Below are 24,729 nucleotides of genomic sequence, written 5' to 3'. Positions count from 1 at the left end.
CCCCTTGGGTTACTTGCAGGATGTCCCGAACGCGGCGAGGACGGCGTTGAGGTCGGTGAAGTTGACGACGCCGTCGGCGTTGGCGTCTCCGGTGGTGAAGCCGGTGAGGCCCGTGGCGCCGAAGTTGGAGAGGACGGCGTTGAGGTCGGAGAAGGAGGTGAGGTCGTCGAAGTCGAAGTCGGTGGCGCAGGAAGGCGCGTCGCAGGTCATGCGGATGTTGTCGAGGCGCAGCTCGGCGTTCTCGGCGGCGGCGTTGTTCTCGGATTCGAAGGCGAGGCGGTCGATGCCGGACGCGAACGCGGCTGGCCCCGCGTAGACGCGCTGGCCGTCGACATCAATCCGTAGCGCGCCGTTGGCCGAGACGCGCATCGTGATCGTGCTGTAGGCGGCGGGCGGGATGACGAAGCCGGCGTCCTGGATGTGCACGCCGACGACGGGCTGCACGATGTCGGGATTGCCGGTTGGCGAGTCGATGGGGTTGAAGCCGCCGTCGGTCTGGACGAAGAGCGACGGGCTGAATGCTGGCGAGCCGGGGACGGAGCGGTCCTCGTTGCCGCGGAAGACGCGGGCGACCATCTGGGTGTTGTCGAAGAGCGCGAAGGCGCGGACTGCGTTGCCGGTGAAGCGCGCGTCGAAGGAGACGACCAAGTCGTTGGCGAGCGTGGCGTCGAAGTCTGGGAGGAGTGTGGTGAACTCCCGCCGGAAGCGGTTGTCGGGGAACACATTGATCTGGGAGAGGACGGAGTTCATGCCGTCGCTGATGGCTCGGAGTTGCGACGATTGCCCGATGATCCAGCGCGTGGACTGGCCCCCGACGAGGCCGAGTTCAAGCCACTCGATGTCGTCGAGGTACGGGCAGTCCAGCGGCGGGGGCTTAGGGAGCGTGTAGAGCGGGCCGCTGGCCTCGATGTTGTCGACGAGCATGAACGCGTCCTGAGACTCGTAGGACGAGTTCCACGCGACGGCGTCGATGAAATTGCTGGTGATGATCTGGTGTCGGATGATGAGGAACTCGCCCTCGCCGTCGAAGCGGTCGAGGTAGTACGAGACGCGGGCGTCGGGCGAGGTCTCGGCGGCCCATCGCGCCCACGCGCCGATGGGGGGCGCGACCGGGTCGCCGGCCGACACTCCCGGGGGCGGCACGCAGCCGGGGATGACGCCGCCGTTGATGTCGAAGCAGTACGCGGCGGGGTAGAAGCGCGGCAAGAAATCCGAGGGTGTGCTTGCGAGCACGAGGATGTTGGGGATCGGGCCGATGGGGAGGCCGCCATCGGTGCAGTCACCGGGGTCCACCTCGACGCAGGTTCCTCCCCAGAGCAGACGCCCCGTGATGAAGCTGACGCGGAAGCTGACGGGCTCGAAGGTGTATTGCTGCGCGATCGTGCTGATGTACATCTCGGCGGAGACACGCGCGTTGTGGTCGGCGGTGGGGTAGAGCGAGGTGGCCCAGCGCAGACTCGCGCCCAGGGAGAAACCGCCGGGATTCTGCGCCGTAACTGTGCGGATGCGCAGGGCTTGCGACGAGTTGCCCCCAACGGGCGAGCCGGCGAGGTCGACGACGCGGACATACTCGCCCGCGGGCTGCCCGCGCAGGTTGTTCGTGCCCCAGTCGAAGCCGTCGGGGACGGTGGTCGTGGTGGGCAGCGCGACGACGCCCGGCGCCGCGAGATTGACACCCACGGGGTAGTTCTCGAGTTCGTCGCGCATGGAGGCGAACTCGCCGCGGAGATCGACGGTGCGCGGCGTGGCGCTGTGGTCGCTCCGCTGGACGCGCGTGTCGGTGCGTGAGAGCGGCGCGAGGGGTTCCGCATGCGCAGACGATGCGAGGCCGCAGGCGAGGAGGAGTGAGCATGATCGAGTCGCGACACGCATCGGATGCCCCTTGGGTTACTTGCAGGATGTCCCGAACGCGGCGAGGACGGCGTTGAGGTCGGTGAAGTTGACGACGCCGTCGGCGTTGGCGTCGCCTGGGTGGAAGCCGGTGAGGCCGGTGGCGCCGAAGTTGGAGAGGACGGCGTTGAGGTCGGAGAAGGAGGTGAGGTCGTCGAAGTCGAAGTCGGTGGCGCAGGAAGGCGCGTCGCAGGTCATGGCGATGTTGTCGACGCGGATGCTTGGCTCGAATGCGGCGATGTTGCGTTCCGACTCGAACGCGAGAGCGTTCACGAAGCCGCCTCGGAATGAGGCGGGGCCTGTGTAGACGCGCTGGCCGTTGACCTCGACGCGGAGCGCGCCGTTGGCGGAGAGTCGCATGGTGATCGTCGCGTAGTCGTCGTCGGGGAGCGAGAAGCCGGTGTCCTGGATGTGCACGCCGACGACTGGCTGGACGGTGTCGGGGTTGCCGGCTGCGGAGTCGAGGGGGTCGAACGCGCCGTCGGTCTGGACGAAGAACGAAGGGGTGAACACGGGCGAGCCGGGGACGGAGCGGTCTTCGTTGCCCCAGAAGACGCGTGCGACGAGCCCGCTGTTGTTGCGGAGCGCGAAGGCGCGGACCGCGTCGCCCGTCAGGCGCGCGTCGAAGGAGACGGCGTGGTCATTGCCGGTCGTGAGCGTGTTGGCGGGCAGCAGCGTCGCGAAGCCGAAACTGTGCCTGTTGTCGAGGACCGGGTCGGTCTGCGCGACGACGCGCCCGCGCGGGCCGTCGTCGACGATCGTGAACGAACTGATGGGGCCACGCTGCCAGCGCAGCGTTGAGGAGTCCTGGAAGCCACCGAGCGGGAGCCATTCGATGTCGTCGAGGTACGGGCACAGGAGCGGGGGCGGCATCGGGACATCGGCGAGCACGCCGGAGAACTCGGCGTTGTCGAAGTAGAACGCCGAGTCCTGCGACTCAAAGGATGTGTTGGAGCCGATCTGGTTGAAGTTGGAGGCCACGAAGATGTCGTCCTCGCCGATGAGGAAGGGCGGCTCGCCGTTCATGAGGTCGAGCGACCAGCGGAATCGCGCGTCGGGCTTGACCTCGAGGATCGCGCGTGTCCACGCGCCGATGGGCGGGACGACGGCGTCGCCTGATTCGACGCCCATCGGGGGCGTGCAGTCGGGGTCGATCACGCCGTTGTACCCGACGCAGTACCGGGCGAGATAGAAGTAGGTGAAGAAGCCGAACCCGCAGGTGTCGCATAAGCCAAGGAAATGCATGGTGGGAACGGGACCGATGGGCAGACCCAGATCCGTCGTTTCGTTGGTGCCGCCCCAGTAGAGACGCGAGACGATGAAGCCAGCCAGCGAGTTCGTCGGCTCGACGGTGTGGGACTGGAGGATGCTGGTCGCGTAGTACTCGAACGACGCGCTCGCGGTCGTCGATGCGTCGGCAACCAGCACCTGGTCGGCGCGGACCCGCGCGCCGGTGAAGAACCCCCCCGGCGGTTGTGCGACGGCGGTTGTGATGCGGATCGCCCGAGTCGCGTTGCCACCGACGGGCGATCCGGCGAGATCGACGACTGTGGTGTACGCGGTGCTCGTCTGTCCCAGCACTTGATTCACGCCCCACTCGAAGCCATCGGGGCCCGTGAACGACGAGGGCGTCGCGAACTGCCCGCGGCCACCGAGAGTGACGCCGACGGGGTAGTTCTCGAACCCGTCGCGCATGGTGACGAACTCGCCCGCGAAGCCGGCGCCGCGCGGAGCGGATGTGGGCGCCGGGTGCTCGGACCGCGTCACGCGTGTGTCCGCGGGAGAGCCGGCGCGCTCGAGGGGTTGTGCGGAGGCCGAAAGCCCGAGACCTGCGGCGAGGATGAGAACGGTGGCGAACGAAGTCGATCGCATGAACCTGCCCCTTGCGGCTGCCGCGCGGGGATGCACGCGGCGACAGTTCAATAACTACCACCGAATGTCCTGTGGTGCAAGATGAAAGTTGTGAAAAGAAGGCGGGGGGGAAGGCAATGGGCAGTCGGCAATGGGCAATGGGGGGGGAAGGGAGTGGGGAGCAGACAGAAGGGAGCGGCGGGAGGTTGGGCGTGTGCGCTGGGCGCCTTTCCCTGACGCGCATGGATCGTGGCACGGCCGCGCCGTACCACGCCACCCCCACTGCCCTCCCCCCCTCCCCCATTGCCCATTTCCCATTGCCCTCTCCCTGCTCCCTGCTCCCCGCTCCCTGCTGCCTCATCCGCGCTACCCTGTGCGCGATATGACGACACCGATCTCGTTGATGGGACTGACGAAGCGCTTCGGGACCACGGTCGCCGTGGACGATGTGTCGCTGACGATCGGTCGCGGGCAGTTGTTCTTTCTGCTGGGCCCTTCGGGCTGCGGCAAGACGACGCTGCTGCGCTTGATCGCCGGGTTCATCGAGCCGAGCGCGGGATCGATCCGCTTCGGCGAGCGCGATGTGACCAGACTGCCGCCGAACAAGCGCAACGCCGGGATGGTGTTCCAGAGCTACGCGCTGTGGCCGCACATGACGGTGTGGGACAACGTGGAATTCGGCCTGAAAGCCCGCAAAGTGCCGAAGGAAGACCGCGCACGGCGCGTGAAGCACGCGCTCGACGCGGTGCAGATGGGCGACAAGGCGGAGCGCCGCCCTGCGCAGTTGTCGGGCGGCCAGCAGCAGCGAGTCGCGCTCGCGCGTGCGCTCGTGGTCGAGCCGGATGTGCTGCTGCTCGACGAGCCGTTGAGCAACCTTGATGCGAAACTTCGCCACGAGTTGCGTGATGAGATCCGGAGGATCTGCCGCGCGACGAACGTGACGGCGGTGTATGTGACGCACGACCAGAAGGAAGCGCTGAGCATGGCCGACTCGATGGCGGTGATGTCGGGCGGCCGGATCATGCAGGTCGGGGCGCCGCGGGAGTTGTACGAGAGGCCTCGCGACCGCTTCGTGGCGGACTTCCTGGGGCCGACGAACTTCTTCGAGGGCTCGGTCGCGGAGCGCTCGAACGGGCGTGTCACGGTGACGACGGAGATCGGCGCGCTGGCGGCGAGCGAGACGAACGGCGCTGGAACACCCCCCACTTCCGGGAAGTTGACATGCCTCATCCGGCCCGAGTCGATGAACCTGCGGCCCGGGAGCGAGGGCGTCCCGTCCGAGCTCGATGGGCATAACGCTTTGTCGGGTAAGCACTTAGAGACTATTTACCTCGGCGAGATGGCGCAGCATTGGGTTGAACTCAAGCCAAATGGCGATCGAGCGGCCAGGCGGGTCAAGCTCTTCGAGATGAACCCGCGCCACGCGTACGCGCCGGGCGACGCCGTCTCGATCACCATCGACCCGCGCGAGGTCGTGCTCCTGCGCGACTGAGCGCCACCCCCCCCACCGGTGAAATGACAAAGGGGTGTTCCACGTGGAACACCCCTTGTGTGTTTCGAGTGAGCCCCCCCCATCGTTACGCGGCGAGGCGTCTGGCGTCCGTGTCGGGCGTCGCCGCGACGGGCTGGCGTGCGCGCGGGAGCGTCACGAGGAACGACGCGCCGGCGTGTTCGCTGGCGGGCTCGAGGGTGATCGTTCCCCCCGCCTGCTCGACGAGACGCTTGCAGACCGCGAGGCCGAGACCGAACCCCCCCTGCCCGGCGCGGCTGCTGACAAAGGGCTCGAAGAGCCGGGCCCGAAGGTGATCGGGCACGCCGTAGCCGCTGTCGCGCACGCGGATCTCGATTCGCCCATCGGCGCTGTTCCCCGTGGAACACCCCCCTGCCGGCGAGCCGACCTCGACGCGGATCGACGCGTCGGGCAGCTCGCGAACCGCGAGGCGGGCGTTGTTGAGCAGGTTGTGAAGCACCTGTTCGAGCGCGATCGGGTGGATCGCGGCGTGCATGTTCGGGCTCAGATCCAACTCGATCGCGATGCGCGAGCGGTCCATGGCCGCCCCTGGAGCGCGAAACACCGCGGAAAGCGAGTGCCGCACGCAATCGCCGACCTCGCAGGCCGGCGCGAGCGACAGCAGGGGGCTGGTCGCGGATTCGGCGTCTCGATCGCGGGTTTCGGGCCCGCCGCGCTTGCCAAGAAGGGCGTCCACGAGGAACGCGGCCCGCTGCGCGCCCTCGGCGGCCTTGGTGAGCGCCTTGTGGCTCAGGGCTTCGTCGTCGGGCTGCGCGAGCGCCAACTGGGCGTAACTCAGCAGGGGGGTCAGGATGTTGGACAGCTCGTGCGCGAACATCCCGGCGAGTTGCCCGGCGGTCATCGTCCGCTCGAGCGTGGCGCGGTCCATCGAGTCGAGGGCCATCAGCGGGTTGGCCGTCGTGTCCTGGGCCGATTCTTGGGATGACGCCGGGATCGACGGCTTCACGCCCGATCGCGGCAGGTCGACAGATGCAGGGGTGCGAGTCATCACGCTTCCCTCCCGGCCCGGGGTACGCGGCACATCCGTGCGCCGGCGTCCGAGAAGCGTTCCACGTGGAACACCCTGCGAACGATCGGGCCCGCAGGGTCTATCGACGCGTTCTCGGGTGTGATTGACCCCCCTGCCCTCGCCGTCGCGATTCACGCCAGCCCGTCGCTGAGCCACCCGCAGGGTCGCCCCGCAGCGCCCGGGTTGCCCGCCTTCACCCGGGAAATCACCCAGTCCCGGATCGCGCCCGGACGCAGGTCCGCCCCCGGAATATCGGACAGCGCCACCCAGTCGAACGCGATGTCGGGCTCGAGCGACGGGAACGCAGCGGGAGCGGTGGGGGGGGCGTCGGCGGCCAGTTCCACGTGGAACACCAGGTTCATCTCGTGGCGAGGGCGCCCCTTCTGCATGAACCCCCCTTCCGTCACACAGACCAGTTCGCCCACTCGCACGGCGACGCCGGATTCCTCCAGGAACTCTCGAGCCAGGGCCGTCGCCGCCGCCTCGCCCGGCTCCACATGCCCGCCCGGGAGGTACCGGTAGCCGTGCTTCACATTGCGGCACAGCAGCACCCGTTCCCCGTGGAACAGCAGCCCACGCGCCAGAACCTCGATCGTCGAGGCGACATCGCGTCCAGCGGTAGGGGAGTGGGGGGGTTTCGATGACGAGGGATTGTGTTCCGTGCCCATGCACTCTACTCTATCGGACACCAACGACGCACGACGGAGGACCACGGATGGCCCGAGCAGCGCAGAACGATACGAACACGACCCAAACAAAGTCCAGACTCGGGAGAGGACTTTCGTCGCTGATCGGCGCCCCGGTGCCCGTCGAGCCGCCCGCGCCGCCCGAGGTTCCAGCGTCGCAAACTACTGTAAAGAAAGAACTTCCAGCCAACGGCGCCGCCGCCTCGACGCGTCCGTCGGCTCCGGGAGCGGGGGGGGCTTCTCCCACCCCGCACAAACACTCCGCCGCGCCGGCGTCCCCGTCCGATCAGCGCCGCCTGGCCTACCTCGGGCTCGACGACATCGCGCCCAGCCCCTTCCAGCCGCGTATGCAGATGGACGAGGCCTCCCTGCGAGAACTCGCCGACTCGATCCGCACCGCCGGCGTGATGCAGCCCATCGTCGTCCGCTTTTCCGCCTCCCCCTCCCGCTCGCGGGAGGGGGCGGGGGGAGGGTCTTCTCCCCCCTACGAACTCATCGCCGGCGAACGCCGCTGGCGCGCCAGCCGCCTGGCCGGGCTCGAACTCGTCCCCGCCGTCGTCGTGAGCATCGACGACGAGACCGCCGCCCAGTGGGCGCTCGTCGAGAACATCCAGCGCGAGGACCTCAACCCCGTCGACAAGGCCCGCGCCTTCCGCACCCTCGCCGAGCGCTTCGGGCTCTCCCACGCGCAGATCGCCCAGCGCATGGGCGTCGACCGCTCCACCGTCGCCAACTTCGTCCGCCTCACCGACCTCGAGCCCGACATCCTCGACCTGCTCGCCCACGCGAAACTCACGGTCGGCCACGCCAAGGCCCTCCTCTCCCTCCCCGAGGGCGAGACGCGCCGCCTCTTCGCCCACTCGGCCCACAAGGGCGACTGGACGGTCCGCGTCCTCGAGCGCGAGGCGGCCAACGAACTCAGCGCCATCGCCGAAGGCCGCGCCGACGACCGCCTCGCCATGCGCCTCGAGCGAGGCCTCATCACCGGCGACGCCTCACTCGTGACGCCGCGCGCGAAGAGTGGGGGAGGCGCCTCAGAACCCGCATCAGAGCGCCCCGCCCAGATCGTCTCCCTCGAGAAATCCCTCAGCGACCACTTGGGCTCCAAGGTCGCGATCAAGGCCAAACCCGGCGCCAGCCGCGGCAGGATCGTGATCGAGTTCTACGACCTGGACCACTTCGATTCGGTGATGGAGAAGTTGGGATACAAGGGCGACTGAGCAGACGCCGCGGGTTTCTTCGCCCCTCAGAACCGCATCGCCCACACGACCATCCCGGCGACGAGCACTGCGCCGAACAGAATCATCCCCCACAGCGCCTTCGCCGTGTCCGCCGGCAGAAACCGCGGCGTGCCGAGCACCACGGTGCGATCCGTCCGAACCACGCCGCACTCCGGACACCGCGGCGCCGGCACATCCGCCGGGTACCCGCAGCGCAGGCAGTGGGGCGTGTGCCCGGGGACGATCGCCAGCGCACGACGCTGAAAGGTGGTCACAAAGATGATTGTGTGAAGCATGGGGAGCAGAACGACGAGGGCGCTCAGAAGCAACGCGGTCCGCGTCGGGATCGACTGCGTGTTGAGGATGATCGCGCCGATGATCGCGATACCGGCGCAGATGTAAACAGCATCCAGCAGGAAGGAAATCTTCGCCAGCGCGGTGAACCGCTGTCGGGGGGCGTCAGGAGTGCGCGATGATCGGCCCGTCATGGTTCGCATGGTACCTGCGCGAAGCACGGCCTCCATCACATCGCCCGCAGCATCATCCCCAGCGCCAGGAACCCGCCGCCAAACCCCAACGCGGCCATCGCGAGCAGGATGGTCAAGAGGCGCCTGTCCATCCAGACAAAGCGTGACGCCTCGACCTTCTCCGGAGTCAGGGCAAGGCCGCACTCGGGACACACGGCGTAGTCGGCCTCGATCGGATAACGGCACTTCGTGCACCTGGGGGATCCGTCGCCGCGGGGCCATAATGGTCCGCGTCGGCGGGCGACGACGAGGTACAAAGTCAGCGACGCGAGTGTGAACGCGCTGGCGGCCCACAGAAACCACCCGAGGGTCTCGTGCCGGAAGCGCAACAGGACGGCCCCGATGAGCATGGCGACCATGCACGCAGCATTGATCGTCTTCGCCACGCGCTTGGGGCGGAGGCCGACAGATCGGGAAGGCATGGTGTGCGGCACTCTGTCTGGAGATGTGATCAAGAGCATGACCCATGAAGCGAGCGGCGCATGCGACAGCGACGCCCACCGCAGTCTATCGCAACCACGCCGATCGCGAGCCATCGGACGATCGTGTTCGAGTTCTACGACCTGGACCACTTCGATTCGGTGATGGAGAAGTTGGGGTACAGGGGGGATTGAGCGTTGTCTCCATCCGACTCCAAGCATCATCAAACCCGCTCGAGAGGAACTCCGGAGAGGTGATCGGCGGTCCAGTTTCCTTTCTCGTCGTAGTTGAGCGAGCGCGCGATGCCGCTTGCGTTCCACACCGCATCGAAGACTGGTCGCAGAGCGCGAGGTAAGTCTGCAGGTGCCGAGTCTAGAACGACATCGGGAAAAACGAGCACATCGCGATCAATTGGGTGGACATCGCGCACAGAGCGGTTGGAATCGATCGCCATTATGGCTTCTCGCGCTTCAAGAAAGCAGAGCATCACGACGATCGGGTACGATACGCCGACCTCGGCCAAGACCTTGATGTATCTGGCAGTAGCTTCCAGAACCAACTTCTCATACCAAATGCTTGCAATGAGTCGCCGGCCAGCATGCTCCAGAACTAGTTCTGAAAAGACTGCCTCGATGCGTCCTGAGCGAAATATTTGGCAGTAGGAACTGTCTGGACTACTTGGGTCTCCATACGGGCGACCACCGTGCGTCACCCCACCATCAAGATTGATGCGCCCATCCCACCCGTTCACGCCAAGCGGCATGAAATCCCTCAGCTTGCCGTCGAGGTCGGAAGCCGGGAACCGGAAAGGGTCACCGAGGGATTCGAGTGGCACGATGTGGAGCACCATCTTTGCTCCCTGCACGAGTCGGATCGGAGTGTCGTTCGCGAGGATCCCCGCGATGCGGTCGTCGCGCCAACGCCGGATGGCCTCGGCGGCGCTCACTGTGCTCTCGAACACGCGCCGGATCTCCTGAGCATCGAGCGGCTGTTTGCCATTGCTCGTTCGCGCGTACATACGGAACGAACCGCGGTACTTAACCAGGTGGGGCGCTCGCCAGCTCCGCGGCACATGAACGGCGATCACGACTGCTCCGGAGTCCGTAGAAATCGCCTGGAATGCAACACCCGGGATCGGCGGATCGATCCCCGAAGACAGTATCTGATGGAGCCGAAGGTTCGTTGCGTCTGGGTTGGCATCGCGCAGGCCCGGGACCGCCGACGCCGCTCCGTTCGTCTCCTCGACACCGTAGAGGATGTAGCCGCCTGCGGTGTTGGCGAAGGAGGACACATCGGCGCACAGCTCGGCCTTGTCCTTGTCTGCGGAGCCCGGCAGTTCACGCTTGAATTCGAGATTTCGACCCTCTTCGGTCCCGTTGGCGACGAGTGCAACGAGGTCGCTGCTCGTGATATCTTTGATGGCTTTGTTGATCACGGGATCGCCTCCTCACCCTCGAGGATGCGGTCCAGCCACACGGGGTCCCAGATCCGCTCAGCGATGGCGCGGTAGAGATTCTGACGAGCGTTCAGGTCGGCGCGCTTGAACTGTGGGTGCGGCTCGAAGGGCAGGCCTTGCTCGTTCTTGAAGCGCAGGAAGCCGGGGCTGTGCTCGTAGGCCCGAGGGTGCAGCGTGCGCGCCAGCGCGTTCTGGCCGAAGTAATACTCAAGCTTGTCGGTGTAGGGCTTGTCCCCGTAAGATGCGTTGAACTGCTTGGGAAGCAGCAGTAGGCCGCCAAGACGGTTTCGATAGTCCTCGAAGTCGGCCTTGTGCTGGAACTCGTCGCGGAAGTCCTCAGGATGGTTGGCCCAGATGTGCTCGACCTCGTAGGCCTTCTTGCCGCGGAGCGTGACATACTCGGCGTAGCGGGCCTCACCGCCGGAGCCAACCTCGATGTAGTCAGCCATGCGGGCAAGAAGGCGCTTGATGGGCTTGTGGCTCCACTGGTTCAGGTACAGGGTCTCGAACCCGACGAGTGATTCCTCCTGCTCTTCAAGGCGGGTGCGCAGGAGCGCGGCGATCTCGGGGGGGTCTTTGCGCCGGATGTCGCGAACGACGGTAAAGATATTGTATTGAAGCGTGTTATAATCGGTGTTGCGGAAGTTGCAGTGCCGTCGCGCGAGAAAGATGTCGGCATACTTGGCGACGAGACGCATCTTGAGCCGGATCGTGTTGTCGCTGTCACTCGCCTGGATCGCCGCGAGAAGAAGCGTGGGCTGATGCGTGAACTGATTCGTGGCGTTGCAGAAGAGTGTTTCGAAGCCCTTCGAGGGCGTCATCTCCGCCTGCCGGATGACGAGGTACCACTTCGCGTAGAAGGCCATCTCGGCCGTGATGAAATCACGGTACGCTCCTGATCTGGGATGCCCGTTGTGGACCAGTCCGAGGCGCTCGGCTTGGTCGCGGACCCAGCGGTGGTACTCGCTTCCGATGAGGTCCCACGCCAGAGGGCGAGCGTTCTTCCGGCGCTCGCGGATGCTGTCCGCATGCTGGGCGCGGAGCCATGCCTTGAAGAAATCAGCGTCTGATTCGTGAGAGTCGGGGGTAAGCGCGCGCAGAGTCGCTATCAGCCGTTTCCACTCAGCACTGGCGTGCGTACGCGACTGCTCGTCAGTGATGTTGGCGAGCAGATATCCCTTGAGCATGTCGGTCGGTGACAGCGACAGACCCCGGTCGTTCATGGTCTCGAAGATGGTGTAGGCCACATCGTCGGAGTAGGCGGTGATCTCGACGAGATGGACATTCTTCGTGAGCCAGTCGACGAAGTACGGCAGCGCGTTCTCGTCGATCTCGGCGGGGAACATGTCCTCGATCTCGCTGTACCGAGCGATGATGTTGCGAGAGGATTCGGCAAGCCCTTCTTCGTCGGGCGTCTCGCCGTTGAACAGGGCTTGCATGACATCCCGTCGCTCGGGCACATCGATGTTGAAGGACTTCTCGCCGTACTCTTCGGAAAAGATCATCTCCTGCAGGGTCTGCTGCTGGCCCGCGGCTTGCTGTCGCTTCATCAGGAAGAGGAGCAGGAGCGTGAGCGTCGTGAGACGCTGCTGTCCGTCGATGATGAAGTCCCGCCCGTCCTTCTGGCTGACGATGATAGAGCCTAGAAAGTAGTGGTCGTATCCGGCGACAGCGCGGCGCTCGTGTTCTGGCTCGTACCCGCGCAGAAAGACGCCGGTCAGATCGCTGATAAGCTCATCCAGCTGTTTGGCCTGCCACTTATACTCGCGCTGGTAGTAGTCGATGAAGAACTTGCGTGAGAACAGGATCTCGCGGACGGTCTTACCCTTGCCGTCGATGTTCTTCCGCTGTATCTGCTCGGCCGTGCTCATGGAAAAACTCCCCAGTGCATATGGACGATGACGAGTTTCCCCGTTCCCCGGGGATCTGCGGGAGAGTGTATCAAAGTAGAACTGTTGGTGACCTGATCTGTGACAGCCGCGACAGGGCGGCGAATCGCTGCAGAGATGCTCGTCACGCACCCGCCGCCCCCTCCGCTACACTCCCTCCATGCCCCGCGTCCCCTCGCGTCTGCTGCTCGTCCCCTCGCTCCTCGCCTGCTGCGCGGCGGTCGCCGCCTGCGCCGGGTCCTCGGACTCGCGCGCGCAGCGGGCCGCCCGGGCCGAGTCGCGCGTCGAGTTCGTCGACGACTCGGCGATCAGCGTCAGCGCCGAGGACTACGCCTCCGTCTTCGACGCCGCCCGCGACGCGCTGCGGGCCGCCGGCTTCGTGATCGATCGCGTCGACGCCGCCGCCGGGGTCATCACCACCGAGCCGATGGGGGGGATGGAAGCCATCAAGTCCCCCCTCCTGCGCCAGGCCGGCGGGGCGTCGCTGCACCGGACCGCGTGGCGGGCCCGGGCGACGTTCAGCGCCGACGACAAAAAGAATCCGCCCGACCTGCGGCTGGACCCCGGGACGCGCACGCTCCGCTTCGAGGTGGTCGAACTCCGCGAGTACCGGCCCAGCCGGCGCATCGACACCACCAGCGTCGCCTACGCCTGGGATTTCTCGGACCGTGTCCTCGCCGGACGCGGCCTGGAGCCCGAATACACGGTCACCGGAGCGCGAAATTTGCGTGCCGAGTCCCTGTTGGCACAAAAGGTTAACGCCAAAAGGCCCTGAACAGGCGTCTTCGGGGCTGGACGACCAGCAAGAACCATGGTAAGGTGATTCTTGTCACTCCCCGCTTGCGGTGCCTGCCTGTTCAGGTTCCGTGAGGTTCGCGTCGGCGGCTCCGTCGGCGCCTGCGGACACGGGGTCTCGGGAAGTGGTGCGTTGTGTCCTGTCTGTCCATCCAGTGGCCTTTTCCATGACTGAAAGGGCGGTAGTGCTATGAGTATGGAACCCAGCGGCGCCTTGTCCGCAACCCATGCGCTCGTCCACGCGACAGAGCGCCTGTGCGATCTTCCGGGGATCGCGACCCAGGATTGGTGCGATCGGGCGGCGCAAGCCGTCTCCCACCTCACCCCCGGCCCCGTCGCGATCGCGATCGGCGAACTCAACGGGCAGATGCTTCGCGTCGAGGCCTTCGGGCTCTCCGGGCGACAGGTCTCCGCCGAGACCCTTCGCGCTCTCAACGCGCGGTTCCGCGACACCGCGCCCCTCGACTGGGGCGTCTGCGAGCCCAGCGACTGGAACGCGCGCGTCCAGACCGCCGCCTGCGAGTGCCTCCAGGACGAGGAGTTCGCCAGGTCCAAGGCCGCGTCCCAGTGGCGCGACGCCGGCGCGCACGGCGTCATCGCCTCCGCCGCTCGCTACAGCGACAAGGACGACAAGCGCGTCCTCGTCGTCGAGATCGGCGCCGTCGGACCCAAGTCCGACTGGTTCCCCAGCATCCTGCGCCTCAGCGTCGACGCGTCGATGCGCCCCATGATGCGCCGCGCCGTGATGGCCTTCGGCCACGAGCCGATCGTCCCCTCGCGCATGCTCACCTCGCGTGAGCAGGAGATCCTCGACCTCCTCGCCCTGGGCCTGAGCGTCCGCGTCATCGCCGACGAGCTCGGCCGCAGCCCCCACACGGTCCACGACCATGTGAAGTCGCTGCACCGCAAACTCAACGCGAGCAGCCGCGGCCAGCTCATCGCCCGCGCCCTCGGACACGCCGACGCGTTCGAGAACCGCAAGAGCGTCCGCCTCTCCAGCGAGACCCTCGAAACCGAAGACGGCGTCCTCGAACCCCTCGAGTAACACGCCGCCCCGGTCACGCCTCAACTCCTCCACGCCCCGCGCCGTCATCACGGCGCGGGGCGTTGTCGTTCCGCCCAGCTCGCGCCGTCGCCGCGGGCGGCGTCAGTGCCCCATCGATAGACTCGACGCATGGCGACCCGCAGCACATCGTCAAACGCCCTCCGCCAGCACGCCCGCACCGCACTCCTCATGGGCGTCGACTTCCTCCCCGTCTCCTCACGCGCCCCCGAAGCAGTGCAGGAAGCCCCCCGGGGGCAGCCGCCCATCATCGAGGTCGAGGTCAAAGCCGCCGTCGCGCCAGCGCCCGAAGCGCCGGTGGGGGGGAAGCAGGCCCTCCTCGACGACCTCAAACGCCGCCACGACGCCCAGTGCGCCCACTGCACCGTCGCGCCGCCCTTCACGCAGACCGTCTTCGGCGAGGGCGACCCCGACGCCGGCCTCATGTTCATCGGCGAAGCCCCCGGCGCTGAGGAAGACAAGACCGGACGCCCCTTCGTCGGACGCGCCGGCGAGAAACTCAACGACATGATCCGCGCCATGGGCCTCGCGCGCGAAGACGTCTACATCGCCAACATCCTCAAGGCCCGCCCGCCCAACAACGCCACGCCCACGCCCGACGAGTCCGAGCGCTGCGGCGTCTGGCTCCGCGAACAGATCCGCATCATCCACCCACGCGTCATCGTCACCCTCGGAAAGCCCGCCGCCAACTACATGCTCAACAACCGCGACGCCATGGGCTCACTCCGCGGCGTCTGGCACGAATACCGCGACGACACCCTCGTCATCCCCCTGATGCCCACCTTCCACCCCGCCTACCTCCTCCGCGCCTACACCCCCGAAAACCGCAAAAAAGTCTGGAGCGACCTCAAAGCCGCCATGGAGCGGCTGCAAGAGGGCAAGAGGCAGTAGGCAATAGGCAATGGGGGGGAGAAGGCGCGAGCATGTCCGTCAGATCTCCCTCCCCCTGCTCCCCACTCCCTGCTCCCCACTCCCTTCCCCCCTGATGCCTTGTGCCTCATGCCCCGTGCCTTCCCCCCCTACCCTCCCCCGTGAACCCACTCGACCTCACGCTCATCGAGCTCCGCGACGCCATCCACCAGCGCCAGGTCTCGGCCCACGACGCCGTCCGCGCGTCGCTCGACCGCATCGACGCGCACGACGGCGCGCTGCGCTCCTTCCTCGAGACCTTCCCCGACCGCGCCCTCGCCGCCGCGAAGGAAACCGACCGACGCCTCGCCGCCGGTGAGCGCGTCGGCCCGCTCGCAGGCGTCCCCGTCGCGCTCAAGGACAACATGTGCCTCAACTACGGGCGCACGACCTGCGGCAGCCGCTTCCTCGAGCACTACGAATCCCCCTTCACCGGCACCGCCGTCCAGAAACTCCTCGACGCCGGCGCCATCCCCGTCGGCAAGACCAACCTCGACGAGTTCGCGATGGGCTCCTCGTGCGAGCACTCCGCCTTCGGCCCCACCTTCAACCCCTGGGACCCCACGCGCGTGCCGGGCGGCTCCTCGGGCGGGTCCGCGTCGTGCGTCGCCGCACGCATGGTCAGCGCGTCCCTCGGCTCCGACACCGGCGGCTCCATCCGCCAGCCCGCGTCGTTGACGGGTCTTGTTGGCGTCAAGCCCACCTACGGGCGCGTCTCGCGCTCCGGCCTCGTCGCCTTCGCCAGCAGTCTCGACCAGATCGGCCCCTTCACCCGCACCGTCGCCGACGCGGCGCTCATGCTCAACACGATCTGCGGCCACGACCCGCTCGACTCCACCAGCGCCGCGATCGACACCCCCGACTTCCTCCACGATCTCGACCGCCCCATCGACGGCCTGCGCCTGGGCGTCCCCCGACAGGCGCGCAGCGACCGCAACCACCCCGCCGTCGCCGCCGCCTTCGAAGACGCCGTCGAAACCTACCGCGAGCGCGGCGCCACCATCGTCGACATCGACCTGCCCCACCTCGACTACGGCATCGCCGCCTACTACATCGTCGCCCCCGCCGAGGCATCCTCCAACCTCGCCCGCTTCGACGGCATCCGCTACGGCCGACGCGCGACCATCACGAAAGACGAATCGCTCGAAACCCTCTACGCGCGCAGCCGCGCCGAGGGCTTCGGCCCCGAGGTCCAGCGCCGCATCATGCTCGGCACCCACGTGCTCAGCAGCGGCTACTACGACGCCTACTACCTCACCGCCCTCAAGACCCGCCGCCTCATCAAGCGCGACTTCGACAACGCCTTCTCCTGCGAACCCGGCAACCCCGGCGCCCACGCCATCATCATGCCCAGCGCGCCCGGACCGGCCTTCACCATCGGCGAGAAAACCGGCGACCCCCTCGCCCTCTACCTCGAAGACATCTACACCGTCACCGCCAACCTCGCCGGCGTGCCCGGCGTGTCGATCCCCATGGGCTTCGCCGAGAAGGCCGGCAGCAAGGGCGAGAACCTCCCCGTCGGTCTCCAGATCCTCTGCCCTCCACTCGAAGAATCCCGCATGCTCCGCGTCGCGCGCATGTACGAAGACGCCACCGAGTGGCACACCCACGCGCCCGCCATGCTCGCGCGCTGAGCACGCACGCGAAACAACGAACGCCGTCCCCTTTCAGGAACGGCGTTCGCCCTGTACACACATTCGCGCCTCGCGGCGCGGTTCCCTCCGAGCGTCCGTCCGGCGCCTGTCACGCCGCCGAACGGGGTCTCTCTCTCCTCCAGCGGTCGTTCATTCGCGACGACGACGCCCGGCGAGCGCCGCGCCGGCGCCCAGCATCACGCAGGCGGTCGCGGGCGACGGGATCGCCGCCATCGTCACGATCACGTTGTCGATCCCCCACGATTCGTCGCTCTTGCTCTGAAGCCCAGAGCCGAAGAACGCGAACGTCGTCTGGGCGTGGTTCGCCGTGAACTCGAGCGTGATGCCCCGATAGATCGTGTCGCGGTCGAAATCACGCGACCCGAACCCCAGGTGCCCGACCTCGTCGGGGTTGCGATAGCTCGAGTTGGGCGAGTTCATGCTGTTGTCCAGAAACTCGCTGAACAGGAGCGCCCCGTCCGCCTTCACGTTGAAGCGGTCCTGGCCCCAGGTCGGGTCCGAGCCGTCCCACGAATCGATCAGGTACAGATCGAACTGCAGGGTGTGCAGGCGCCCGGCGATCGTGTTGATCGTCAGCGTCAGCTGGTCGTTCGTGCGACGCTGGCTGAACCGCGTGAACGGCGCAGCGAAGTCCGTCTTGTTGCTCGACCACTCCGGGCCGATGAGCGACGCGCGCTCGAAGTCCTGCTGGTACACCACGACGCCCGCGTTCGCCGAGGTCGCGGCCGCGCCCGCAGCCCCAGCGGCCAGAGCCGCAGCCGCGACGGCGCGCCTGCGCCGAAGCATCGCCGCCGCCCCGAACAGCGCGAAGCCCGCGGTCGCGGGCGACGGGATCGGCGCCATCGTCACGAAGACATTGTCGATGCCCCACGACTCGTCGCTGCGCTCCTGCAGCCCCGACGCCGAGAACACCACGAGCGTCTGCGAGCCCGTCGCGCCGAACTCGAGCGCGATGCCGCGGAAGATCGTGTCGCGGTCGACGTCGCGCGCGCCGAAGCCGAAGTACCCGATCTCGTCGGGGTTTCGATAGGTCGAGTACGGCGAGTCAACCTTGTTATCCAGCAGTTCGCTGAAGACGACCTGGCCGCCGATGGTCACCTCGAAGCGGTCGTTGCCCCAGCTCGGGTGCGAACCGTCCCACGAGTCGATCAGGTACAGATCGAACAGCAGCGAGTACATCCCGCCCGGCGTCGTGTCGAGCATCAGCGTGAGCTGCTCGTTCGAGCGGCGCTGGCTGAAGCGCGTGAACGCCGGCGCGAAGTCGGTCTTGGTGTTCGACCACTCGGGCCCGATGAGCGAGGCGTTCTCGAAGTCCTGCTGGTACACCACGACGCCGGCGTTCGCCGACGCCGCCACGCCGCCGGCGAGCGCGCCGACGACCACCGCCGTCCGGCGCCTGCGCCGCAGCATCGCCGCGCCGCCGAGCAGACCGAGCCCCACCGTCGTCGCGGGCCCGGGCACCGCGGGCGCCGCCGCGCTCAGCACGCCCTGGAACACGCTGACATTGTCGATCGCCCACGACTGCGAGCCCATGTTGCCCAGACCCTGCGCCATGAAGCGCAGCGTCGTCGACGGGTTGCGCCCGTCGAACTCCATCGTGATCGCGCGGTACGCCGAGTCCATCGACTTCGCGTACCCCAGATCCCCGAACAGGTCCGGCGCGCCGGCATACGTCTGCGCCGAGAAGTCGCCCGTGTTCGAGAAGGTCTCGCGGAACAGCTCGTTGCCCTCGGCGCGCACGCTGAAGGTCCCGTTCTTGCCGTTCCAGTCGCCGAACACATACAGGTCGAACACCAGCGTGTAGACCTGGTTGTTCATCGTGTCCACGGTCAGGGTCAGCTCGCCGTTGTTCATCCGGTTGGAGAACTTGCCGAGCTCCTGCGTGTTCGAGATGCCCCGCTGGCTCCACTCCTTGCCGACGGTGTTGGCCTTCTCGAAGTCCTGGTGGAACACGATGGGCGCCGCGATCGAGCCCGCCGAAAGCGAAGCGCCCCCGGCGAGGGCGAGCAGCGTCAACTTGGTCTGGCGGGCGGTCGGTCGCATGGGTTCGGTGATCTCCAGGGGATGCGTGCGTCAGGATCGCGGCGCGAGGGGAGCGGCAGGGCAGCCGGCGTTCGGTGAACCGACCCCGCGGGCCGCCGGGCTCCCCGACGTCGCACCCCAACAATCCAAATCGCAACCCCCAAAAGCACGCGCCCACCACGCTTTCCCCGGCGCACGCGACCGCCTGCGCCGTCTGGCGAGTCCGGGCGCTCACACCCGAGTTATCGCGCCCCCTCTTCCCGCTCCCCACTCCCTGCTCCCTGCTCCCCCGCACCCCATGCCTTCTTCAGCGCGGCTGCTGCTGGCTCAGGCAATGCAGCGTGCCCGTTCCGAGAACAAGGTCGCGCGCGTACACCGGCAGCGCCGGCCGGTCCGGGAACTGCGCGCCGATGATCCGCAGCGCCTCCGCGTCGCGCGGGTCGTTGAACACCGGCACCAGCACGCCCGCGTTGCACGCGTAGAAGTTCGCGTAACTCGCCGGCAGGCGCTCGCCGTCGAAGAACACCGGCTCGGGATACGGGACCCTCACGACCTCGAAGCCCGCGTCCTCCAGCCGGCGCGCGTTCTCCACGCTCGGCTCGTGGTTCTCGTCCTGCCGATCCTCTTCATACGCCAGCAGCACCACCTCGCGACCGCCCGACCCCTGCCGCGGCACGAACCGCGCGATGTCGTCGATGTGCCCGTGCGTGTCGTCCGCCGTCGCCCCCATCCCCAGCCACACCACCCGCGTCGCGCCCAGATACTGCTTCAGCGCGCGCTCGTAGTCCGCCCGGCTCATCCGAGGGTTGCGGCACTGCCTCTCCTGATCCAGCAGGCACTCCTCCGTCACCAGCACCACCCCGTTCGCGCCGATCTCGATCGCCCCGCCCTCCAGCACCAGACGCTCCCCGTTGTCCGGACGCGCCGCCTCCACGCGCTTCGCCCCCGTCACCTTCTCCACCAGCGTCGGGACCATGTCGTCCTTGCGATGGTTCGGGTACCGCGCCCACCCCGTGAACCGCCAGTCGATCGCCACCAGCGCGTCCGACTTCGTGTCGCGCACGAAGGTGGGGGCGCAGTCGCGCAGCCAGGTCCGGTCCGTCTCGAACACGTGCAGGCGCACACGCCCCATGTCCACGCCCGCCATGCGCAGGAAGTCGTGCGCCTCGTCGCGCTGCGATTCATCGCGGCACAGCATCTCCACGCGCTCCGCCGGCGCGCCGCGCAGCGCGCTGTCGCGCGTGATCGTCCGCGCAAACTCGCACATGCCCCACTTGGCCTGCTCCAGCTTGCCGGGCCAGTCCGTCTCCTCCGCCGGCCACCCAAGCCAGGTCGCCTCGTGAGGGGCCCACTCCACAGGCATGCGATAGTTCGTCATCGTTCGTTCTCCGCCCGCAGCGTGGGGCAGGGTGAGTGTTCAGGTTTATCCGGGGTCGCGCGCGACGCGCCTCACGCGCCCATCCAACGCTTCGTGATCGGCCCGTACGCGTCGATCCGCCGGTCGCGCAGGAACGGCCACAGCCGGCGCGCCTCCTCGATCTGCCGGCGCTCGCACACGTGCACCAGCACCGCCTCTTCGTCCACCGGCGCGTCCTTCACGATGTTGCCAAGCGGGTCAGCCACGAACGACGACCCCCAGTAGCGCACGCCCTGCGTGCCGGGGTGGGGCTCGTTGCCCGTGCGGTTCGGCGCCGCGACATACACCTCGTTCGCGATCGCGTGCGAGCGCTGGATCGTGCGCCACCCCTCGCGATGGTCGCCGGCGAACTCGTGTTCGTCCCCCACGATCCACCCGATCGCCGTGGGATAGAACAGGATCTCCGCGCCCAGCAGCGCCGTGATCCGCGCGCCCTCGGGGTACCACTGGTCCCAGCAGATCAGCACGCCCAGGTCCGCGTAGCGCGTGCGCCACACCTTGAACCCGTTCGCCGACCGCACCTTCGCAGCGTGCTCCTCGATCGCCCCGGCGTGCGCGTCGGTCTCGCCCGGCGCGAAGAAGAACTTCTCGTAATAGAGCGGGTCGTCGGGGATGTGCATCTTGCGATACGCGCCCAGCAGCGAACCGTCGGCGTCGATCACCGCCGCCGAGTTGTGGTACAGCCCCGGCCCGCGCTTCTCGAAGATCGGCGCGATGATGACCACGCCCAGTTCCTTCGCGCAGTCCCGCACCCGCCGCACCGTTTCGCCCGTGTCCGGGGGCATCAGCCCCTCCGCCAGGTCGAACTTCGAGTGGTCCTCGGCCTTGCAGAAATACCGCGTGTTGAACATCTCCTGCAGGCAGACGATCTGGGCGCCCTTCGACGCCGCCTCGCGCACGCCGTCCAGCGCGCGCGCCACGTTCTGCGCCACATCCTCGCCGCAGACGCGCTGCACGAGCCCGATGGTGAAGGTGGGGGCCCGGGACCGTGAAGGATCGGTGTTCGTCGTCATCGGGCGATGATAGCGCCGGGCGTGGTATCCTTGAGCCGTGGACGAGACGCCCCGCAAGCCCGACGAGCCCGCCCCCGCCCAGCCCCGCCCGGACGACGAGTACACCCTCGCGCCCGACGACGGCGCGCCCAGGCAGCCCGACCGTCCCCTGAAGACGATCGGCTCGCTCACCGAGGGCATCGACGTCGACGCCGCCAGCGACGAGAAGGCCGTCCTGCGCTCCGCGACCAGCGACACGCACTCGAAGTACGACCACTCCACCGGCAAGCGCAAGCCGCGCGTGCTCACCGACCCCGACACCGGCGCCAACGCCCTGCGCAGCGACGAGGGGCCCATCGTCGCGATGGGCAAGCTCGGCTGGAAGGCCCCGCTCCTCGTCGGCGCGACACTCTTCATCGTCGCCGTCGTCCTCGCCGCCACCAACGCGACCCCCGGCGGGCTCTGGCGCGCCGTCGGCTACCAGTTCCTCCACATCCCCATCAACACCGCCCTCGGCTTCGCGGCCCTCATCGCCCTCAAGGTCCTCACCGAGCGCCCGCTCGGCTACTGGAAGGGCGCCCTCGCGCGACTCTTCGTCGCCGTCTGCGCCTTCCACGCCGTCATGGCCCTCACCCTCGACTTCGCCCTCGCCGGCGCAGTCCTCTGGCTGTCGGGCGCGCTGATTTATGGCGCGATCGTCTGGCTCTCCACGCGTACCTCCGTCAAAGAGGCCTTCGTCCTCTCGCTCTCCCACCTCATCCTCTGGGCGTTCGTGCAGCTGCTCTTCTGGATCGCGCCCATGGTCCACCTCCCGGCGCGCGACCCCCACGCGCCCCCGGGGCCCCCGGCGCCCGAACGCGCCCAGCCCGCGCCCCAGATCGACAGCGCCAGCCCTCCGGCATTCTGATCGCCAACCCATGCCCACCACCGTCTGGATCAACGGCGAGTTCATCGACCCGGCGCACGCCACGGTCTCGGCCTTCGACGCCGGCTTCCAGCACGCCGTCGGACTCTTCGAGACGCTCCACGCCAGGAACGGGCGCGCGCTCCACCTCTGGCGCCACCTCACGCGCCTGCAGAACTCCGCCCGCGAGCTCGGCCTCTCCTCCGAGCTGCGCGTCAACCCACTCGCCGAAGCCATCACGCGCACCATCGAACGCGCGCAGCTCCCCGACGCGCGCGTCCGCGTCACCATCACCGCCGGCGACACCAACCTCCTCGCCGCCGCCCGCGCCGGTTCGACCGACGAGCCCCAGGCCACCGTCCTCATCGTCGCCCAGCCCGCCACCACCTACCCCGACGCCATGTTCGAGCGCGGCGTCATCGTCGGCATCGCCGAGCCACGCCTCAACCCACTCGACCCGACCCTCGGCCACAAAACCATCAACTACTGGATGCGCCTCCGAGAACTCCAGATCGCCTCGCAACGAGGCGGCGCGGAAGCCATCTTCTTCACCCTCTCCAACCACCTCGCCGGCGGCGCCGTCAGCAACCTCTTCCTCGTCAAGAACGGCGTCCTCTTCACCCCCATCGCGCGCGGCGAGGAACCCACCGACCAGGGGCGCGCCCTCCGCTCCCCCGTCCTCCCGGGCATCACCCGCAGCGCGATCTTCGACTTCGCCAAAGACATCGGCGCCGAGACCGACATCCGCATGCTCACCATCAACGACCTCCTCGACGCCGACGAGGTCTTCCTCACCAACTCGTCCTGGGGCGTCCTCCCGGTCGTGCAGGTCGAGGCCGGACACATCGCCGACGCCCGGCCCGGGCCGGTCACGCGCGACCTGCGCGCACGCTGGCTCCACGCGCTCGACAACCCTTCCGATTCCTGAATCGCCCATGCGACCGCCCCTCGCCATCACGCTCAAGGACGGCTCCCAAGCCCTCCTCCGACGCGTCACGCCCGACGATTCTCCGGACATCCTGAGACTCGAGCACGAGGTCGTCCGCGACGGGCGCGGCATGGTCCGCGCCGAGTCCGACCTGCCCCCCAGCGTCGAGGCCCATCGCAAAGCCCTCCGACCATGGGTCGCCAACGAGCACCCCGACGATTACGGGCTCATGCTCGTCGTCGAAGCAACGCCCCCTCGTGAGGCCGACCTGCGCATCCTTGGCGCCGGCTACTTCCGGCGCTTCAAACCCGCCAAGATCCGCCACGTCGTCCAGGTCTCGCTCGAGGTCCACCCAGCGGCGCAGGGGCTGGGCGTCGGGCGCGCCATCATGGTCGGCCTCCTCGACTGGGCCCGCGCCGCCGAGGTGAACCGCGTCCAGCTCAACGTCCTCGCCGACAACCACCGGGCCATCGCGCTCTACGAGTCCCTCGGCTTCGAAAAAATCGGCCACCGCCGACGATTCGCCCGCGACCCCGACGGCGCCGAACGCGACGACCTCGAGATGGGCTTGCTCCTGGATGAAGCAGGCACGAGGCATCAGGCATAAGGCACGCGTCCAGAGCAGACCCTTCCGGCTCGTGCCTTGTGCCCTGTGCCTCTTGCCTTCCCCCCGCAATTCGCATCCCCCGATTCCGAGCGATACGCTGGAGGCAGCATGAGCGAAAACCCCTACGCGTCATACCCCAGTTATCAGGACGACCCGGTCGACGCCTTCGACGGCCCGTCGCGTCTGTCCATCCCCGCAGTGCTCTCGCTCATCGCGGGGCTGCTGTGCTGTCTGCCCGGCCTTGGCGTGCTGGCCATGCTGCTGGGCATGCTGGGCGCCATCAGCGTCTCGCGCTCGCGCGGGCGACTGGGCGGCATGCCCGCCGCGATCAGCGGCATGGCGCTGGGCCTGCTCTCGACCATCGGCTGGATCGTGCTCGCGATGGGCGCCGGCTCGGGCCTGTCGTACTGGGTCACGAATATCACCCCGCCCCTCAGCCGCATCGTTGAGGGCGCCTACCTCGGCGATGTCGCCGCCGTCCGCGCCGAGATGACCCCGGCAGGCGCAGGCCTCATCACCGACGAAGAGATCATCGCCTTCGGCCAGGCCATGCGCGCCGAGTTCGGCGAGTTCCGCGGCGCGCCCGTCACCTTCAACGAATGGATGCAGGCCGCCGGCGAGGGCTTCGGCCGCACCGGAGGCCAGTTCGGCGGGTCCGCCCAGAGCGCTGTCCCCACGCTCCTCTTCACCGACGCCGGCGGCGTCGCGGTCTTCGGCGTCTTCGATCCCGCGGGTCAGCCCTCGCAGGTCTTCCGCTACCAGGACATCTTCGTCCTGCTCCCCAACGGCGAGGCCCTCACCCTGCGCGACGACGGCCCGGCCAGGGTCGAAGCCATCCGACTCAACTTCACCCCCGTCACCTCCCAGCAACTCCTCGACCGCGCCCTCCAGGCCCCCGAGGCCCCCGAGGCCCCCGTCATAACGCCCACGCTCCCCGACGCGCCGGAGTGAGTCGAGA

General features: G+C 67.8%; 21 protein-coding genes. 10 read left to right on the top strand and 11 right to left on the bottom strand.

Annotated elements, in window-relative coordinates:
- Window positions 1-9: 9 nt before the first annotated feature.
- On the bottom strand, window positions 10-1,872 hold the full coding sequence (locus KF684_10680) for a hypothetical protein (GenBank protein ID MBX3353384.1): 1,863 nt from the start codon (window positions 1,870-1,872) through the stop codon (window positions 10-12).
- Window positions 1,873-1,887: 15 nt separating this feature from the next.
- The gene (locus KF684_10675; GenBank protein MBX3353383.1) at window positions 1,888-3,762 is read right to left on the bottom strand and encodes a hypothetical protein; all 1,875 of its coding nucleotides are present in this window, start codon (window positions 3,760-3,762) and stop codon (window positions 1,888-1,890) included.
- Between the two features lie 361 nt (window positions 3,763-4,123).
- Here KF684_10675 and KF684_10670 point away from each other — a divergent pair, with 361 nt between their 5' ends.
- Entirely contained in the window at window positions 4,124-5,233 is a 1,110-nt protein-coding gene (locus KF684_10670) for an ABC transporter ATP-binding protein (protein MBX3353382.1), read from the top strand.
- An 85-nt stretch (window positions 5,234-5,318) separates the two neighbouring features.
- On the opposite strand, the gene KF684_10665 is transcribed toward KF684_10670, so the two are convergent.
- Together KF684_10665 and KF684_10660 are read right to left on the bottom strand one after the other, a co-directional pair.
- The gene (locus KF684_10665; protein ID MBX3353381.1) at window positions 5,319-6,260 is read right to left on the bottom strand and encodes a HAMP domain-containing histidine kinase; all 942 of its coding nucleotides are present in this window, start codon (window positions 6,258-6,260) and stop codon (window positions 5,319-5,321) included.
- Window positions 6,261-6,412: 152 nt separating this feature from the next.
- Window positions 6,413-6,949: an NUDIX domain-containing protein gene (locus tag KF684_10660; GenBank protein MBX3353380.1), complete on the bottom strand. Its 537-nt coding sequence runs from the start codon at window positions 6,947-6,949 to the stop codon at window positions 6,413-6,415.
- Window positions 6,950-6,996: 47 nt separating this feature from the next.
- Here KF684_10660 and KF684_10655 point away from each other — a divergent pair, with 47 nt between their 5' ends.
- Window positions 6,997-8,187, top strand: coding sequence for a ParB/RepB/Spo0J family partition protein (locus KF684_10655; GenBank protein ID MBX3353379.1), 1,191 nt, complete (start codon window positions 6,997-6,999; stop codon window positions 8,185-8,187).
- 26 nt (window positions 8,188-8,213) lie between these two features.
- On the opposite strand, the gene KF684_10650 is transcribed toward KF684_10655, so the two are convergent.
- From KF684_10650 to KF684_10635, 4 genes are all read right to left on the bottom strand, one after another.
- A complete protein-coding gene (locus KF684_10650) occupies window positions 8,214-8,675 on the bottom strand; it encodes a hypothetical protein (GenBank protein ID MBX3353378.1) in 462 nt (153 codons plus the stop codon).
- Between the two features lie 35 nt (window positions 8,676-8,710).
- Window positions 8,711-9,136 (bottom strand): hypothetical protein, encoded by a 426-nt coding sequence (locus KF684_10645; protein MBX3353377.1) that lies wholly within the window; start codon window positions 9,134-9,136, stop codon window positions 8,711-8,713.
- 221 nt (window positions 9,137-9,357) lie between these two features.
- Window positions 9,358-10,569 carry an ATP-binding protein gene (locus tag KF684_10640; protein MBX3353376.1) on the bottom strand — a complete coding sequence of 404 codons (1,212 nt, stop codon included), beginning with the start codon at window positions 10,567-10,569 and terminating at the stop codon, window positions 9,358-9,360.
- Window positions 10,566-12,461 (bottom strand): DUF262 domain-containing protein, encoded by a 1,896-nt coding sequence (locus KF684_10635; protein MBX3353375.1) that lies wholly within the window; start codon window positions 12,459-12,461, stop codon window positions 10,566-10,568. The genes KF684_10640 and KF684_10635 overlap by 4 nt, the downstream gene beginning before the upstream one ends.
- 178 nt (window positions 12,462-12,639) lie before the next feature.
- Here KF684_10635 and KF684_10630 point away from each other — a divergent pair, with 178 nt between their 5' ends.
- From KF684_10630 to gatA, 4 genes are all read left to right on the top strand, one after another.
- Entirely contained in the window at window positions 12,640-13,254 is a 615-nt protein-coding gene (locus KF684_10630) for a hypothetical protein (GenBank protein ID MBX3353374.1), read from the top strand.
- A gap of 234 nt (window positions 13,255-13,488) precedes the next feature.
- A complete protein-coding gene (locus KF684_10625; GenBank protein ID MBX3353373.1) occupies window positions 13,489-14,319 on the top strand; it encodes a response regulator transcription factor in 831 nt (276 codons plus the stop codon).
- A gap of 129 nt (window positions 14,320-14,448) precedes the next feature.
- Entirely contained in the window at window positions 14,449-15,228 is a 780-nt protein-coding gene (locus KF684_10620) for a uracil-DNA glycosylase (protein ID MBX3353372.1), read from the top strand.
- Window positions 15,229-15,368: 140 nt separating this feature from the next.
- Window positions 15,369-16,880, top strand: coding sequence for an Asp-tRNA(Asn)/Glu-tRNA(Gln) amidotransferase subunit GatA (gene gatA, locus KF684_10615; protein ID MBX3353371.1), 1,512 nt, complete (start codon window positions 15,369-15,371; stop codon window positions 16,878-16,880).
- Window positions 16,881-17,030: 150 nt separating this feature from the next.
- Here the strand turns inward: gatA and KF684_10610 are convergent, their stop codons facing one another.
- The 3 genes from KF684_10610 to KF684_10600 form a co-directional block, all read right to left on the bottom strand.
- The gene (locus KF684_10610) at window positions 17,031-18,944 is read right to left on the bottom strand and encodes a PEP-CTERM sorting domain-containing protein (GenBank protein MBX3353370.1); all 1,914 of its coding nucleotides are present in this window, start codon (window positions 18,942-18,944) and stop codon (window positions 17,031-17,033) included.
- Between the two features lie 286 nt (window positions 18,945-19,230).
- Window positions 19,231-20,301, bottom strand: a complete 1,071-nt coding sequence (locus KF684_10605) for an agmatine deiminase family protein (protein ID MBX3353369.1) — start codon at window positions 20,299-20,301, stop codon at window positions 19,231-19,233.
- A gap of 71 nt (window positions 20,302-20,372) precedes the next feature.
- Window positions 20,373-21,353, bottom strand: coding sequence for a carbon-nitrogen hydrolase (locus KF684_10600; protein MBX3353368.1), 981 nt, complete (start codon window positions 21,351-21,353; stop codon window positions 20,373-20,375).
- Window positions 21,354-21,390: 37 nt separating this feature from the next.
- Here KF684_10600 and KF684_10595 point away from each other — a divergent pair, with 37 nt between their 5' ends.
- From KF684_10595 to KF684_10580, 4 genes are all read left to right on the top strand, one after another.
- The gene (locus KF684_10595) at window positions 21,391-22,239 is read left to right on the top strand and encodes a hypothetical protein (protein ID MBX3353367.1); all 849 of its coding nucleotides are present in this window, start codon (window positions 21,391-21,393) and stop codon (window positions 22,237-22,239) included.
- Window positions 22,240-22,249: 10 nt separating this feature from the next.
- Window positions 22,250-23,164, top strand: coding sequence for an aminotransferase class IV (locus KF684_10590; GenBank protein MBX3353366.1), 915 nt, complete (start codon window positions 22,250-22,252; stop codon window positions 23,162-23,164).
- Between the two features lie 7 nt (window positions 23,165-23,171).
- Window positions 23,172-23,771, top strand: coding sequence for a GNAT family N-acetyltransferase (locus KF684_10585; GenBank protein ID MBX3353365.1), 600 nt, complete (start codon window positions 23,172-23,174; stop codon window positions 23,769-23,771).
- Window positions 23,772-23,879: 108 nt separating this feature from the next.
- On the top strand, window positions 23,880-24,722 hold the full coding sequence (locus KF684_10580) for a DUF4190 domain-containing protein (GenBank protein MBX3353364.1): 843 nt from the start codon (window positions 23,880-23,882) through the stop codon (window positions 24,720-24,722).
- The last annotated feature ends 7 nt before the right edge of the window (window positions 24,723-24,729 follow it).

The organism is Phycisphaeraceae bacterium (genome assembly GCA_019636675.1).
GTDB lineage: Bacteria > Planctomycetota > Phycisphaerae > Phycisphaerales > UBA1924 > JAHBXC01.
Note: the sequence above shows the minus strand (reverse complement) of the source record. Positions and strands in the feature narration are given on the sequence as shown.

Coding starts and splice junctions, on each gene's coding strand:
- KF684_10680 (MBX3353384.1), bottom strand. CDS start 1,872: ATGCGTGTCGCGACTCGATCATGCTCACTCCTCCTCGCCTGCGGCCTC.
- KF684_10675 (MBX3353383.1), bottom strand. CDS start 3,762: ATGCGATCGACTTCGTTCGCCACCGTTCTCATCCTCGCCGCAGGTCTC.
- KF684_10670 (MBX3353382.1), top strand. CDS start 4,124: ATGACGACACCGATCTCGTTGATGGGACTGACGAAGCGCTTCGGGACC.
- KF684_10665 (MBX3353381.1), bottom strand. CDS start 6,260: ATGACTCGCACCCCTGCATCTGTCGACCTGCCGCGATCGGGCGTGAAG.
- KF684_10660 (MBX3353380.1), bottom strand. CDS start 6,949: ATGGGCACGGAACACAATCCCTCGTCATCGAAACCCCCCCACTCCCCT.
- KF684_10655 (MBX3353379.1), top strand. CDS start 6,997: ATGGCCCGAGCAGCGCAGAACGATACGAACACGACCCAAACAAAGTCC.
- KF684_10650 (MBX3353378.1), bottom strand. CDS start 8,675: ATGACGGGCCGATCATCGCGCACTCCTGACGCCCCCCGACAGCGGTTC.
- KF684_10645 (MBX3353377.1), bottom strand. CDS start 9,136: ATGCCTTCCCGATCTGTCGGCCTCCGCCCCAAGCGCGTGGCGAAGACG.
- KF684_10635 (MBX3353375.1), bottom strand. CDS start 12,461: ATGAGCACGGCCGAGCAGATACAGCGGAAGAACATCGACGGCAAGGGT.
- KF684_10630 (MBX3353374.1), top strand. CDS start 12,640: ATGCCCCGCGTCCCCTCGCGTCTGCTGCTCGTCCCCTCGCTCCTCGCC.
- KF684_10620 (MBX3353372.1), top strand. CDS start 14,449: ATGGCGACCCGCAGCACATCGTCAAACGCCCTCCGCCAGCACGCCCGC.
- KF684_10610 (MBX3353370.1), bottom strand. CDS start 18,944: ATGCGACCGACCGCCCGCCAGACCAAGTTGACGCTGCTCGCCCTCGCC.
- KF684_10605 (MBX3353369.1), bottom strand. CDS start 20,301: ATGACGAACTATCGCATGCCTGTGGAGTGGGCCCCTCACGAGGCGACC.
- KF684_10600 (MBX3353368.1), bottom strand. CDS start 21,353: ATGACGACGAACACCGATCCTTCACGGTCCCGGGCCCCCACCTTCACC.
- KF684_10590 (MBX3353366.1), top strand. CDS start 22,250: ATGCCCACCACCGTCTGGATCAACGGCGAGTTCATCGACCCGGCGCAC.
- KF684_10585 (MBX3353365.1), top strand. CDS start 23,172: ATGCGACCGCCCCTCGCCATCACGCTCAAGGACGGCTCCCAAGCCCTC.
- KF684_10580 (MBX3353364.1), top strand. CDS start 23,880: ATGAGCGAAAACCCCTACGCGTCATACCCCAGTTATCAGGACGACCCG.